The organism is Enterococcus sp., from assembly GCF_032555305.1.
In the GTDB taxonomy this organism is placed as follows: domain Bacteria; phylum Bacillota; class Bacilli; order Lactobacillales; family Enterococcaceae; genus Enterococcus_A.
The window spans coordinates 47,588-62,084 of sequence record NZ_JAWGOQ010000019.1 but is presented as its reverse complement, the minus strand read 5'-3'; the positions used below and the strand labels follow the sequence as shown (position 1 = coordinate 62,084).

The 14,497-nt window shown below is 39.8% G+C and carries 10 protein-coding genes and 1 tRNA gene; 4 read left to right on the top strand and 7 right to left on the bottom strand.

Annotation, left to right across the window (positions count from 1 at the left end; all coding sequences use genetic code 11):
• The first annotated feature begins 102 nt into the window (after window positions 1-102).
• The gene (chbG, locus tag E6139_RS14270; RefSeq protein WP_316403749.1) at window positions 103-867 is read left to right on the top strand and encodes a chitin disaccharide deacetylase; all 765 of its coding nucleotides are present in this window, start codon (window positions 103-105) and stop codon (window positions 865-867) included.
• 158 nt (window positions 868-1,025) lie between these two features.
• Here chbG and E6139_RS14265 read toward each other — a convergent pair whose 3' ends face one another.
• The 5 genes from E6139_RS14265 to sfsA form a co-directional block, all read right to left on the bottom strand.
• Window positions 1,026-1,814: a MurR/RpiR family transcriptional regulator gene (locus E6139_RS14265; protein ID WP_316403748.1), complete on the bottom strand. Its 789-nt coding sequence runs from the start codon at window positions 1,812-1,814 to the stop codon at window positions 1,026-1,028.
• A 211-nt stretch (window positions 1,815-2,025) separates the two neighbouring features.
• Window positions 2,026-2,099, bottom strand: a tRNA-Arg gene (locus E6139_RS14260).
• Between the two features lie 193 nt (window positions 2,100-2,292).
• A complete protein-coding gene (locus E6139_RS14255) occupies window positions 2,293-3,465 on the bottom strand; it encodes a DEAD/DEAH box helicase (protein ID WP_316403747.1) in 1,173 nt (390 codons plus the stop codon).
• An 8-nt stretch (window positions 3,466-3,473) separates the two neighbouring features.
• Entirely contained in the window at window positions 3,474-4,475 is a 1,002-nt protein-coding gene (locus tag E6139_RS14250) for a Gfo/Idh/MocA family oxidoreductase (protein WP_316403746.1), read from the bottom strand.
• A gap of 20 nt (window positions 4,476-4,495) precedes the next feature.
• The gene (gene sfsA, locus E6139_RS14245; protein WP_316403744.1) at window positions 4,496-5,227 is read right to left on the bottom strand and encodes a DNA/RNA nuclease SfsA; all 732 of its coding nucleotides are present in this window, start codon (window positions 5,225-5,227) and stop codon (window positions 4,496-4,498) included.
• A 237-nt stretch (window positions 5,228-5,464) separates the two neighbouring features.
• Here sfsA and E6139_RS14240 point away from each other — a divergent pair, with 237 nt between their 5' ends.
• Window positions 5,465-5,821: a DUF4828 domain-containing protein gene (locus E6139_RS14240; protein WP_316403742.1), complete on the top strand. Its 357-nt coding sequence runs from the start codon at window positions 5,465-5,467 to the stop codon at window positions 5,819-5,821.
• 32 nt (window positions 5,822-5,853) lie between these two features.
• Here E6139_RS14240 and E6139_RS14235 read toward each other — a convergent pair whose 3' ends face one another.
• Together E6139_RS14235 and gltB are read right to left on the bottom strand one after the other, a co-directional pair.
• The gene (locus E6139_RS14235; RefSeq protein WP_316403741.1) at window positions 5,854-7,290 is read right to left on the bottom strand and encodes a glutamate synthase subunit beta; all 1,437 of its coding nucleotides are present in this window, start codon (window positions 7,288-7,290) and stop codon (window positions 5,854-5,856) included.
• Window position 7,291: 1 nt separating this feature from the next.
• Window positions 7,292-11,788, bottom strand: a complete 4,497-nt coding sequence (gene gltB, locus E6139_RS14230) for a glutamate synthase large subunit (protein ID WP_410470545.1) — start codon at window positions 11,786-11,788, stop codon at window positions 7,292-7,294.
• A 209-nt stretch (window positions 11,789-11,997) separates the two neighbouring features.
• On the opposite strand from gltB, the gene E6139_RS14225 reads away from it, so the two are divergent.
• Both E6139_RS14225 and zwf read left to right on the top strand, forming a co-directional pair.
• On the top strand, window positions 11,998-12,645 hold the full coding sequence (locus tag E6139_RS14225; RefSeq protein WP_316403738.1) for a metal-dependent transcriptional regulator: 648 nt from the start codon (window positions 11,998-12,000) through the stop codon (window positions 12,643-12,645).
• Between the two features lie 287 nt (window positions 12,646-12,932).
• A complete protein-coding gene (gene zwf / locus E6139_RS14220) occupies window positions 12,933-14,447 on the top strand; it encodes a glucose-6-phosphate dehydrogenase (protein WP_316403737.1) in 1,515 nt (504 codons plus the stop codon).
• Window positions 14,448-14,497: the final 50 nt, after the last annotated feature.

Below are 14,497 nucleotides of genomic sequence, written 5' to 3'. Positions count from 1 at the left end.
AAATTTCCAATTTTTAAAAATCATTTCCAAAAATTGGAAATTCAGCTATTAAAGACAAAAATATTTGTACATTAAGGCTAGCAAATGGAAAGGAGCCGCATAATGAAACTTTTAATTAATGCAGATGATTTTGGGTTAAGCCGAGGACAAAACTATGGAATTATTGATTGCTTTACTAATGGTGTTGTCAGATCAACAACCTTGTTAAGTACGGGAAATGAATTTGAACATGCCTGCACTTTAGCTAAAAATAATCCTTCTTTGGATCTTGGTATTCACCTTTCTTTGGATTTAGGAAAACCCATTTTGGATAAAAAAAAGATTCCTAGTTTAGTCAATCAAGAGGGGGACTTTAAGCGATACCCCTTGGAGCTGAATGAAATCGTTGTCAATGAAATAGAAGTTTATCTTGAATGGCGAGCCCAAATTGAAAAAGTGTTGGAGGCTGGCCTAAATCCGACTCATATGGATTCACATCATCATATCCATATGATGCACAATCTATTTCCAATTTATATCCAGTTAGCCAGCGAATTTCAGTTAGCCATCCGCTTTCATCCAAGAAAATGGACTCAGAAGGAAATTGCTGAAAGTCATTTTTTGCTTGAAAAAGTTGTATTTGCTAAAGGTTTCATCAATAGCTTTTATGCAAAAAATATCACTTCTGCATTCTTTGAGGAATTAGACGAAACAAATCCTAATATTTACGAGATGATGTGTCATCCAGCCTATTTGGATCAATGGATTTTAGGTAACAGCAGTTATAATATTGAACGAGGAATCGAAGCTGAGACTTTGCAATCGGAAGAAACAAAACGGATTCTTAACGAAAAAAAGATTGAAGTTATCAGCTTCAATCAACTATGATAAATATGATTTTTCTATTTTTTCCGCTACCAATAGCTTCCCCCTCAACGAGGAGCTACTCTTATATAAGGAGTATGTTGAAAAAAATAGAGGTGACTGCTTGAAAAATAGAAAATGAAAAAAATTCTATAGATTTGAAACAGAAATATGCCACCCGCTCAAGCGGATGGCTCTGATTTTTTTTGTTGATATACTTCTAATGCCAAAATCCCTTTGATTACTTCAAAAGCATACGGATAAGCAGCGAAACCTTCTTCTTCTTCGTAGTAGATACATTGATCTATGTATTTATTCGGTTTTATATTTTGATTCGAGGTGATCATTATGATTTTTGGCCTATGCTGCGGATTTAACTGCAAATTATGGAGTAAAAAGCGTTTAAAATGACTCCCTCCTCGAGAAAAAAGCAACACCAGTGTATCTTCTTCTGCATCCTCTAGATAGTCAAGTTGCTCTTGAAACCGCGTCCGAGTGTCCAAAACGATTCCGCTCGTCAACAAATCTGTCTGCAGATTTAATACGACTCCTTGCGAGTGCAGCGTACCAAATGCTGCAACTTTAGGATAACTCAAAATATCTTTTACTAATTGTTGCATCGCGGAATCACTTAGACTTCTCTTCAATAACTGTAAGTTATGAATAACAGCATCAATGAATGAAATCTTTATTTGACCATTGATTTGGTTTGGGTAACGAAATTTTTGCTCTCCTATATCAGACCATTGAAAAAATTGATATTTCAATTCATTAAAGTCTTGAAAGCCAACCTTCCGACAAAAGCGCGAAATACTTGAATTAGAGACAAAGCAAGCCTTTGCCAATTGTGAGATATTATAATTTTGGATATCCTTCAAATTACTCAGTATGAAACGGGAAATTCGATAATCGTTCGTTCCGATTGGTTCACTATTTAGTGTTGCCAGTAAGATAATAATCATATTAAACATCGTCAACCCCCTCTCTTATAATCATCATACGATAGAAAGATCGTTTTCGGAATCTAAATTAGCGTTTTTTTTTAAGAAAGTGAAACATAAGACAGTGACTAACTACCAAACACACATAAGTTTTTAGTTGCTAAATCAAAGAGCAAAAAAAAGGTGTTAGAGAATCAAATCACTCTCTAACACCTTTTCCCATTAATTAATTTCATCATTACGTTCTCGACTGGAATCGAACCAGCGACCTATCGCTTAGGAGGCGATTGCTCTATCCTACTGAGCTACGAGAACATATCTATATCATTGTAGCTATTTTAACTTAATTTATCAAGATGACTAACTTAAATTTAATGAACTCATTTGCAGTTTAGAAAAAATAAGTTTATCTTTCTAAATCTTTTTTAATGCCAATTGTTTTCTTTCAAAGCAAAAACTCCCTCTACATAGGAAACTGCATTTTAGAGTCCTATCCAGAGGGAGAAAATTATTTACGTTTTTTTCCTTTATTTCTTTTTTTCTTTTTCGGCTCGCTTTGTTTGGCTGGTTCTTCTGTTAATAATTCACCACCGAATAGGTAAATTGGTGATAATGCCAGATCAAGTTTCTTAGCAATTTTGCTTAAGTCCGATTTTTCTTGCGGAGTAACCAATGAAATCACTACGCCACTATTTCCCATTCGTCCCACACGTCCAGCACGATGCAAATAGCTTTCTTCTGTCATTGGGACATCCGCATTAATCACAAACGGTAGAGCTTCGATGTCCAAACCACGACTGGCTAGATCTGTCGTAAGAAGTCCCAGCGCTTGATGCTTTTTAAATTGATCAATTGCATTTTTACGAGAGATTTTTGATTGGTCTGAGGCAAGACTTGCTACTGGTAAATGATGGAAAAGTAGTTTTTCTTCTGCACTCCCCATATCAGTCAGTTGATTGAAAAAAATCATTCCCCAAAAAGCAGGTAAATTTAACAGTCGTCGTAACTGATCGACTTTTTTACGGTCGCTTGTCTCTAAATAAAAATGTTGTACCTCGCCTTGGCTTTCATCTTCCTTTGAAACATCAATAACCAATAAATCTGACTCGAAGTTGTTCAATTCGTTTAATACGGTGTCAGCTGTTGCGGAAAAATACAGACGTTGTGCATCGTTATCGCTAGCTTTCAAAATTTTTTGAATCAATTGTAAGCTCTGGCCTTGAACTAATTGATCGACTTCGTCAAAGACCAGTGTTTTAATCGCTGGCGCTTTGATTTTTTTCGATGTAATTAATTCTAGAACCCGGCCCGGCGTGCCGATTAGTAATTCTGGTTTTTTCTTCAGTGCTTCTTGCTGACGTTTGACGTTGGCACCACCAATCAAAGGCTGCACTTTCATGCCTGATCCAGCTAACCATTTGCGCGCTACTTCTACGACCTGCATCGCTAGCTCCTGCGAAGAAGTCAGGACTAAAATTTGACTTGGAGTACCTGATTTCAACTGATTAATCAACGGCAATAAATAAGCAAGTGTCTTACCACTACCGGTCGGAGCAATTCCCACCAAATTTTTTCCATCAACGATTGATTGATAAACTTTTTCTTGGATCAGTGCGGCTTTCTGAAAGCCGGCATCCTCCCAATTTTTTTGTAAAAATGGTACAAAATCTTGATTATTCATAAGTTCCTCTATTTCTCGTCAGCATCAAAAATGATGCCCACACTTTTTCGCATATCATAAATCACTTGGTTCACATTACGGGATAATTCGACCCATGCTTCATAATCAGTCCCTAAATTTCGGTCAGTTGGATTCAAGATCACCCGCGCAAACTCTTCTGCTTCTTCTATCATCGGATTTTCCAATTGATGGACGCTCAATTTTTCACGGCGATGATGATCTCGATCATAGAAAACTACTTCACTAATCGAGTTTACAGCATTCAACACCAAAGTTCCATTCATTAAATAAATTTCTGACTGTTGGAAACTGTCACCTATTTTACCTGTGCGAATCGTCACATCAAAGTTTTCATATCGCAAAATACCTGTTCCAATCCCGTCAACACCCGTTGAGATTTTTTGCCCAAAATAGACACTTTCTCTTGGCATCCCGAACCAAGCTAAAGCTGCATATATCGGATAAACACCTAAATCAGCTAATGCTCCGCCGGAAAAATGGGGTGAAAAAATATTGGGCTCTTGACCATCTAACACTTGGTCATAACGTGAAGAATACTTCATGAAACTGAAATCAGCACCGATGATTTGATCCTTCAATGGGAGAAAATCGGTTACTGTTTTGAATGCTTTTTCATGAATATTTCGAGCCGCCTCAAAGAAAAAGACTCTTTGCTGATTCGCTAACTTGATAATCTCATCCATTTCCTTCGGTGTGGAGAAAGCAGGCTTTTCTACGATTACATTTTTCCCAGCCAAGATACCTTGTTTCGCCTGCTCAAAGTGTAAACTATTGGGTGAAGCGATATACACTGTATTTAAATGTTCCATTCCGAAAAATGTATTGAGGTCAGTCGCATACTCAACATCACCATATTTTTCACCGAATTTCTGCGCTGTTTCTAGTTTGCGTGAGTAAACTGCTGTTAACTGATACTTGCCTGTTTCCTGAGCTGCTTGAACAAATTGATCGGTGATCCAATTCGTTCCAATAATACCTAAATTGATCATGATTCTTTTCCGCCTTTCAGTTACAGATTGGGATCAATAAATGCTTGTTCCAAATCAAAGGGAACAGCCCCTTTAATGGTAATCGTCTCCTGATCTACCTCACAATTATACGCTAAAACCTGTACGCCGTCTGCCACAGCCATTTTCACTGCTTCATAAAGGGCAGGTTGCATCACACGATGAATCGTCGCAGCTGTAATCGTTGGAAATTGTACGATGAATAGAACATAAGAATGATAGCCCATTGTTTGGGCTAACCTAAGCTCTTCCACATGTTTCAGTCCCCGTAATGTTGGTGCATCAGGAAAAGCTCCGATTCCATGATTTTCCAGCGTCATACCCTTAACCTCAACAAATCCTTTTTCCTGCTGATCGGTTTCAAAATAAATATCAAATTTTGAGCGCTCGTAGGTATACTCACGCTTTAGAAAGTTGATCGTTCCTTTTAATCCTGGCAATTTAATATCTCCAGCTAAAATTCCTTCGGCTGCCAAAGCGTTCGGTATTTGTGAATCGATATTGATCCACATTTCTCCCTTTTTCACAGCGATAAGATCATAAGCCGTCTTACGTTTGTCAGATGGTTGATGATTTACAGCCACCAGAGCAGATGGTAATAATAACTCTTTGCTGCGACCAGTATTTTTCACATGGGTAACGATTTCTTCTCCCGTGTGTATTAAACGGCAGCGAGCGATAAAACGATTGCTTCTTTCAATAAAGATAGCTAGATGAATCGTAGAATACTTCATTTTTTATCAAAATCCTTCTAAAAAAAGTTAAATAGTCCTTAAGCCTGATGGAAAGATGACAGACTTTATTATATAGTATAACAAAGCATGTGTGAAAGGATGCCAGCTCCGCTTTTTTAGATTTATTCGAAAATAATCAACTATCTAATAGTTTTTTGCGGATTGGTATACAACTCAAAAATCCCACAAATTTAAAAATTAATTTGTATCTGTTAAATTTAGAAAGGAGTTTTTTTGATGAGATTGAAATGGCCCGTTTTCCTCAGTGCGACATCTCTTGGTGTTGCTGCCTTGGGTTCTAAACTTGTCCGCAAGCGTGAAGCAAAGGACTTAAATAGCGTTTATGTCGGCTCTTGGGAATTCGCTCATCCAAAAGAACGCAGACATCACACGATTACAATCTATCCTGATTTATCGATTATTTTAGATGGCACAGCCATCATCTATCAGCTCATTGAACTTAGCGAACAAAAGCTTGCAATTCAAGATCAATATGGTTATCACTTGGTGATCAAAACCAAAAATGGATCACCAGACACTCTTTATGATGAGTTGGATGATGTATCTTTACCGATCGTCCCAGTGAAAAATTAAAAATGGATGCCAATTACGGCATCCATTTTTTGTTATTGATGAATCAACGAACGTAAAATCTGATCCACATTTTCTGCTGCTTTACGTCCCTCACGGATTCCCCAAATAACAAGGCTTGGTCCACGTCTGGCATCGCCAGCCACGTAAACTTTTTCATTGTTGGTTGTGTAATCTTCATAAATCTCCTGAACATCAAAAGCATCTAGTAAGCTTTTCTCAGCTCCAGTAAAGCCCATTGCCAATAAAACTAAGTCAGCTTTCAACGTTTTTTCAGTTCCTGCAATTGGCTGGAATTGATTATCTACTTGAGTGGTCTCGATCGCAATCACTTGTCCACGTTCTGCACCGATAAATGCTGTCGTAGACGTGCTATAGGCCGTCAACTCTGAATTTTTCAACGCGCCTTCTTCTTGTCCATACCCTTCACGATTGATCATAGAATATTCCGGCCATGGATTATTGGCTGCCCGTTGCACAGGCAATTGTGGCGTAATCTCTAACTGTTTTACCGAAGCGGCCCCTTGACGAATCGCTGAGCCAATACAGTCATTTCCGGTATCACCGCCACCGATAACAATAACGTTCTTGCCGGCGAGCTTCTGGTCTGTCACTTTCTTCCCATGCTTCATGACATCTTTCGTACACTCAGTCAGATAATCTACAGCAAACTGAATTCCATGAAGTTCTCGGCCTTTAATCTTCAGATCTCGTGGTACACTGGCACCACTAGCGATGATGATCCGGTCGTAGTTTGCTTGTAGTTCATCCGCTGTAACGTCTACTCCAACTTCGGTGTTCAATACGAAGTTAATTCCGACTTCCTCCATTACATCGATTCGACGTTGAACAATTTCTTTATCCAACTTCATATTAGGAATCCCATACATCAACAAGCCCCCTGCACGCTCACTGCGTTCGTATACGGTCACTTGATGTCCTAATTGATTCAACCGCCAAGCAGCTGAAAGACCTGCTGGACCAGAACCAATGATAGCAACGGTAAAGTTCGTTCGTTCTGTCGGCAGTCCATCCGCTTTGACCCAATCATTTTCAAAGGCATTATCAATAATGAAGCGTTCGTTATCATGAATCGCCACACCTGACCCGTTTAAACCTTCTGTACAAGATTTTTCACACGGCGCGGGACACACACGACCAGTCATTTCCGGTAAAGGGTTGGTTTTCGCCAACCGATCAAACGCACTTTTGAAATCCCCACGATAGACAAAATCGTTCCATTCCGGAATCAGATTGTCATTAGGACAACCTGAAACAGCACGTTTGCCGCCGTAAAAAATTCCTGTGTGGCAAAATGGAATCCCGCAGTTCATACAACGAGCAGCTTGCTCTTGCCGTTCCTCTACATTAAGTGGTATTTGCAATTCTTCCCAATCTTGAATGCGCTCTTCGACTGGTCGATAAGGATTGTCCTTCCGAGGATATTTTAAAAAGCCAAATGGATCTGCCATCCTAGCTACGCCCCTTTCCAGCCGGTACTGTTTGTTCACCAATTACTTCAATGAAAGCTTTTTCGATCAATTCTTCACCTGTTAATCCGGTCTTAGCTAATTCTTCTGTTACACGAACCATTTCGTGATATTCTCTTGGATAAACTTTCACAAAATGCTTTTGAGCATTTTCCCAATCATTCAGTAACTCAGCGGCTTTTAACGAATCTGTGTAAGCCAAATGCTTCTCAATCATTTCCTTCAAGACCGTATCGTCACCCGATTCTCCAAGGTTGAAAAGATCCACCATTTCTAAATTACATTTATCAGCAAATGTCCCACTAGGGTCATAAACATAGGCGACCCCGCCTGACATTCCGGCAGCAAAATTTCGTCCAGTTGAACCTAAGATAACTGCAACTCCGCCAGTCATATATTCACATCCGTGGTCACCAACGCCTTCGACAACAACATTCGCACCACTATTTCGAACACAGAACCGTTCACCGGCTTTTCCACGGAAATAGCCTTCACCACGATTTGCACCAAAGCAAACAACATTCCCTACGATCGGTGAATTCTCGACATCATATGCAGCATCTTTAGGGGGCACAATAATTACGCGACCACCACTTAGTCCTTTCGCTACATAGTCATTTCCCTCACCAATCAGTTTTAATTCCATCCCTTGGGTGATAAATGAACCAAAACTTTGACCTGCAATACCCGTGTAGGTATACTTGATCTGCCCTGGTGTTAACTGATAATTGCCAAAGCGTTCTGCAATCCAGCCGCCCATTCGCGCACCAACTGTTCTGTTGACATTATTGATTGAAGAACTCATTTTCACTTGTTCGCCGTTTTTAATCGCACCTTCGGCAAATTGATCCAGTTCTGGCCATTCGCGTTTTTCTTTAAACGGATCTTCTGTTTTACGTTCAATGCCAATGCTTGTTGATAAAATCCGAGAAAAGTCTAATGATTTCGCCTTACCTTTTGCAATGAAACGCGGCTCCAAGACTTCAGTATGACCAATCATCTCATCAATACTTCTAAATCCTAATTCAGCCATGATTTCTCGCAAATCTTCCGCGATAAAATACATCATATTGATTAGATGTTCAGGTTTTCCAACAAAGAATTTACGTAATGCGGGATTTTGTGTCGCCACACCAACCGGACAAGTATTCAAGCTACATACGCGCATCATGACACAACCAATTGCAACCAACGCTAACGAAGCAAAGCTATACTCTTCTGCACCTAGTAAAATCGCCATTGCAACGTCACGACCAGTCATTAATTTTCCGTCAGTTTCCAACGTCATGCGCTGACGTAAATTGTTCATCGCTAATGTTTGATGCGCTTCAGCAACACCCATTTCCCATGGTAAGCCCGCATCACGAATCGAATTACGTGGTGATGCTCCTGTTCCTCCATCGTACCCAGAAATCACGACGACATCTGCACCGGCTTTGACTACACCGGTAGCAATCGTTCCGACACCAGTACTCGATACCAATTTGACATTGATCTTGGCATACGGATTGATCGCTTTTAGATCATAGATTAATTGTGCTAAATCCTCAATCGAATAAATATCATGATGCGGTGGTGGCGAAATTAAGCGTACTCCTGGTGTTGATCCACGAATTTCAGCAACCCATGGGAAGACTTTGTTACCTGGTAATTGTCCACCTTCACCTGGCTTCGCTCCTTGCGCCATTTTGATTTGTAATTCTTCGGCACTCATTAAGTATTCAGCATTTACGCCGAAACGACCTGAAGCGACCTGCTTAATTTTACTATTGAAATTTTTCCCATCTGCTTGTGGCTTGAATCGTTTGCGATTTTCTCCGCCCTCACCACTGTTAGATTTTGCACCAATACTATTCATTGCCTCTGCAATGCATTGATGGGCTTCTTCACTTAATGAACCATAAGACATAGCCCCGACTTTGAAACGCTTCACGATTTTACTCGCTGGCTCTACTTCAGAAAGCTTCACTGATGGACGATCTTTTTTGAATTCCCACAATGCGCGCAAATTCGTCGGCTCTTCTAATGCTTCTTGATTCATTTGATCAACATAATGCTTGAACAATTGGTAATCACCGGCACGAACTGCTTGCTGGAAATTATAAATCGTTTTCGGATTGAACAGATGGTGTTCCCCATCCGCCTTGTACTGAAAACTCCCGCCAGAAGCCAGTAAATCATTTTGTTGCGGACCGTAAGCTAACTGATGCCTTTCAAGATATTCTTCTTCAATCTGATGCAACGATAATCCGCCGATACGACTAGCAGTACCAGTAAAGTATTTATCCGTAACTGGTTGGCTGATACCTACAACTTCAAATAATTGAGCTCCGTGATAACCAGCAATCGTTGAAATCCCCATTCGCGACATTACTTTAACGATGCCTTTTTCAGCAGCTTTTCGATAATTCTCCAAGCCGTTCTCAATGTCAAAATTCTTCAACGTTGCATATGCACCATAAGGATGTATACCGCTAGCTCCGTAACCGATCAATGTGGCAAAATGGTGAACTTCGCAAACTTCTGCAGAATCTACAACCAAACTTGCTAATGAAGCTTTTCCTTTTCTTACTAAATAATTATGCACACCTGATACAGCCAACAAAACTGGCATCGCCATTTTGGTTTCCACTGACCCTCGATCACTTAAGATTAAGATCGTTGCCCCCTGATCGATTGCGGACTCAGCCTCTTTAAACATCTGCTCCAAGCCATCTTCTAGGGCATTATAGCCGCCAACTGGATACAATGTTGAAATCGTCACTGCTTTTTGTTCCTTCGTGCTTAATTGAGTGATTTTATTAAAATCAACACTGCTGAGGACAGGACTTTTTATTTTTAGCTTTTGGCAGTTATTAGCATCATCAACTCGTATGTCTCCGTCCCGTCCCAAGAACATCTCAGTTCCGATTACTAATTGTTCACGAATCGCGTCAATCGGCGGATTCGTTACTTGAGCAAACTGTTGTTTGAAATACGTAAACAACGATTGGGACTTCTCACTTAAAACCGCTAGAGGTGAATCGTACCCCATTGAAAGAACAGGTTCCTCGCCTTTTTCCGCCATTGGTAATAGCTCGTCACGGATGATTTCATCCGTGTAGCCATTCAGTTTCCACATCTTTTGCAATTCTTTTTCTGTCATCACCGATTCTTTTGATTCAATTTCAGCAAGTTGAGACAAATCGATCCGATTTTCAGCTAACCATTCACTATAAGAATGAGCCTTTGCATATTTTTCTTTGATTTCCTGGTTACGATAAAATTTCCCGTTGATCGTGTCAACTAAAATCATGTTAGCTGGACCTAAGACACCTTTTTCAATTACATTTGACGGGGCAAAATCTACAACGCCAGATTCTGATGCGACTTGAACGAACCCGTCTTTCGTAATGGAATAACGTGAAGGTCGTAAGCCATTTCGATCCAAAGTAGCTCCTACCATCTCACCGTCCGTGAAGCACAAAGCTGCTGGACCGTCCCATGGTGCCATAAAGCTGGCGTTATACTCCTGAAAAGCAGTCATTTCTTCACTAAGTCCCGCTTCTTCTGACCAGGCTTCTGGTACCATCATCATCAATGCGTGAGGGATATCACGACCATTACGGTACAAATACTCCATACAATTCTCTAACTTTGCCGAGTCAGAATCTTCTTCGTTATATACTTCGATGCCATGACTCTTCATCCAGTTTTCTGATCCACGCAACGTATTAATTTCTCCGTTATGAGCAAGAAAACGGAAAGGTTGAGCGCGGTCCCAACTAGGGAATGTATTCGTAGAAAATCGAGAATGTACAACAGCAATACTAGCTGCGAAATCTTTATCCTGCAGGTCATCATAAAAAATACCTACCTGATACGCATGAAGCATCCCTTTGTAAACAATTGTTTTACTAGACAGGCTACAGATAGCCATTTCACCTGCATGATAGGTTTTCTCTAATTTACGACGCAAACGATACATGCGATCTTCAAAGTCACGATCAGTTTGGACTTCTAACGGGCGCTTTATGAATAGTTGCACAAAACTAGGCATTACCTTTTGCGCGCCTGGTCCACAATTCTCGTATTGAAAAGGAACGTCACGTTGCCAAGGAACTAAGTAACCCGCGGCTTCGATTTCTTTTACAAGCGCTTGCTGTAATCCTATCTTGTGCTTTTCGTCGGCTGGTAAAAAGAACATCCCTACCGCATATTGGCCACGTTCTGGTAAAGATGCACCGGCTACTTTTGCTTCTCGTTGGAAAAATTTGTCAGGAATCGTTGCTAGTATCCCTGCACCATCACCAGTTTCAGGTTCTGCTCCGGTTCCACCGCGGTGATTCATTCGTTCCAACATTGTTAACGCATGCTTCACTAATTGATGTGAAGCCTTCCCTTCCATCTGAGCAATAAAGCCCATACCACAAGCATCCTTCTCAAAAGCGGGATCATACATGGTCGGGGCTCCTTTTTTATGTTGCTTTGTCATTGACATCAATCCTTTAAATAGTTTGACAATTCTCATTTATTTTTAATATACTACCTTTTTTTTCTAAGATAGGCAAGGATTCTTAGAATATTTTTTTTATTACTTCTGTTATTAGGCGTTTTCTTCTTTAAAAGATCAGTCCAATCAAATGGAAAAAATGAGATTAATTTGGTAAACTTAATCTGATATGCTTCGTTACGAAAGGATGAACATCAATGACACCGAATCGGGAAGATTACTTAAAATTAATATTAGAATTAGGTGGCGACAAAGAAAAAGTTAGTAACAAAAAAATCGTTGCTGGTTTGTCCATTTCTGGCGCTTCTGTCAGCGAAATGATCAATAAATTAGTAAAAGAGGGCCTTGTTGAACATTCGCCATATCAAGGAGTACAACTGACACCGACAGGTTTAGAAAAAGCGAGCACGCTTGTGCGCAAACATCGCTTATGGGAAGTTTTTTTAGTGGATCACCTAGGCTACTCATGGAATGAAGTACATGATGAGGCTGAAGTTTTGGAACATGTGACCTCTTCACAGTTAGAAGAAAAATTGGATACTTATTTAAACCACCCCACATTTTGCCCACACGGTGGGATGATTCCACAACAAGATCAGACAGTCCACGAAAAGGATCGTCAAACTTTAGCAAATTACCCAGAAGGCACTAAAATTCGAATCGCACGCGTCTTAGATGAAAAAGATCTGCTTGACTACTTGATGGATCTTGGTATAAAAATCCACGAAGAGTATAAAATCACAAATATTGCGGCCTATGAAGGACCAATTACTTTACAAAATGACCTAAAAGAGGTTTCAATAAGTTACAAAGCAGCATCAACGATTTTTGTTGACTCATTATAACCATAGGATGCTAATCCAACTTTGCCAGTTTTACTTCCTGCTTTAGCAAGTTAGTAAAATGATATGCGTTGTGACGATCAGACTCATGTTTCTCATGAAAAATGAATACATTATTATGAACTAGGATGCCAGTCCAACTTTTCGCAGTTTTTTACATCAAGTATTAAACTTATCTAATACATCAAGTCTATGCTGTATTTTCTTAGTTGGATGGTATGCGTAGTGAAGATCAGATTCATTTTTCACTTGAAAAATGAATACATTATTATGAACTAGGAGTGGAATTTATGGAACAAGCAGCATTATTCACCATTTTTGGTGGAACAGGCGACTTAGCGCAACGAAAACTTTATCCTTCGTTGTTTCGCCTATACAGAAAAGGCAACTTAGCAAACCATTTTGCGGTAATCGGTACGGCTAGACGACCATGGAGTGATGAGCACTATCGTGAGATCATTCGAGATACGATTAAAGATATTGCACCAACAGAAAAAGAAGCACAAGAATTTTCAAGCCACTTTTATTATCTGTCACACAATGTCAATGATACCGATCATTATGATCAGTTAAAAGAATTGTCAGATAAGCTAGACGAAAAATATGATCTACAAGGAAACCGTGTATATTACTTAGCCATGGCACCTCAATTTTTCGGTACGATCGTCAACCATTTGAAATCGCAGGAAATTTTAACTACCACCGGCTACAATCGTTTAGTAATCGAAAAACCATTTGGCTTTGATTATGATTCGGCTAATGAACTGAATAATCAAATTCGTAAGGTCTTTCCAGAACAAGATATTTTTCGGATCGACCACTATTTAGGTAAAGAAATGATTCAAAACATTTCCGTGATCCGTTTTGCTAATAATATTTTTGAATCCCTTTGGAATAACCGGTACATTGAAAATGTTCAGATCACTTTTTCCGAAGCGCTTGGCGTTGAAGATCGTGGAGGCTACTATGAACGCAGTGGCGCATTAAAAGATATGGTTCAAAACCATATTCTGCAAGTGGTTGCTTTGTTGGCGATGGAAGTCCCTACTTCTTTTTCTAATAAATCGATTCGTGAGGAAAAAGTGAAAGTTTTACAGGCGATTCGCCGCTACGATTCAGACGAAGTTTTACAGAATTTTGTACGAGGACAATATGACGCCGGCGCGTTAGATGACAAAAAATTTGCAGCCTATCATGATGAGCCAAATGTTGCAGAAGATTCTTTGATGGAAACTTTTGTTGCTGGTAAATTCTTGATCGACAACTTTCGCTGGTCTGGTGTTCCCTTCTATATTCGAACTGGTAAACGTATGACAGAAAAAGGGACCCGAATCAATATTGTCTTTAAACAAGTTCCAGTGAATGTCTTTAACTTTGAACAAGAGGAATCAGATGGTGAAGAACTGCCGCAAAATATTCTAACCATCTACATCCAGCCAACAGAAGGTTTCTCCTTAACCTTAAACGGAAAGAAAATTGGTCAAGGCTTCAATACTGACCCAGTGAAGTTAGATTTCCGTCAGAGTGCAGAAGTAACAGAAAATAGTCCGGAAGCATACGAGAAATTGTTGTTAGACGCCTTGAACGGTGATGGAACTAACTTCTCTCATTGGGATGAAGTTGCTAACTCATGGGAAATCGTTGATCGTATCCGCAATACCTGGGATCAAACTACTCCAGGTTTTCCAAATTATGCTGCTGGTACGATGGGACCTCAATGTGCCTTTGATCTGTTAGCAAAGAACGGGCATGAATGGGCTTGGCAGCCTGATCAATGGTATCGTGAGCGTGGAAAATTAAAATAATTTTTCATCAAGATAGAAGCTGGGATTTTTCCCAGCTTTTTTGTGTATGG

What these genes read in the sequence shown, in the direction of transcription:
- E6139_RS14255 (WP_316403747.1), bottom strand. Translation starts at nt 3,465, where the DNA reads ATGAATAATCAAGATTTTGTACCATTTTTACAAAAAAATTGGGAGGAT.
- sfsA (WP_316403744.1), bottom strand. Translation starts at nt 5,227, where the DNA reads ATGAAGTATTCTACGATTCATCTAGCTATCTTTATTGAAAGAAGCAAT.
- chbG (WP_316403749.1), top strand. Translation starts at nt 103, where the DNA reads ATGAAACTTTTAATTAATGCAGATGATTTTGGGTTAAGCCGAGGACAA.
- E6139_RS14265 (WP_316403748.1), bottom strand. Translation starts at nt 1,814, where the DNA reads ATGTTTAATATGATTATTATCTTACTGGCAACACTAAATAGTGAACCA.
- E6139_RS14250 (WP_316403746.1), bottom strand. Translation starts at nt 4,475, where the DNA reads ATGATCAATTTAGGTATTATTGGAACGAATTGGATCACCGATCAATTT.
- gltB (WP_410470545.1), bottom strand. Translation starts at nt 11,788, where the DNA reads ATGTCAATGACAAAGCAACATAAAAAAGGAGCCCCGACCATGTATGAT.
- E6139_RS14225 (WP_316403738.1), top strand. Translation starts at nt 11,998, where the DNA reads ATGACACCGAATCGGGAAGATTACTTAAAATTAATATTAGAATTAGGT.
- E6139_RS14240 (WP_316403742.1), top strand. Translation starts at nt 5,465, where the DNA reads ATGAGATTGAAATGGCCCGTTTTCCTCAGTGCGACATCTCTTGGTGTT.
- zwf (WP_316403737.1), top strand. Translation starts at nt 12,933, where the DNA reads ATGGAACAAGCAGCATTATTCACCATTTTTGGTGGAACAGGCGACTTA.
- E6139_RS14235 (WP_316403741.1), bottom strand. Translation starts at nt 7,290, where the DNA reads ATGGCAGATCCATTTGGCTTTTTAAAATATCCTCGGAAGGACAATCCT.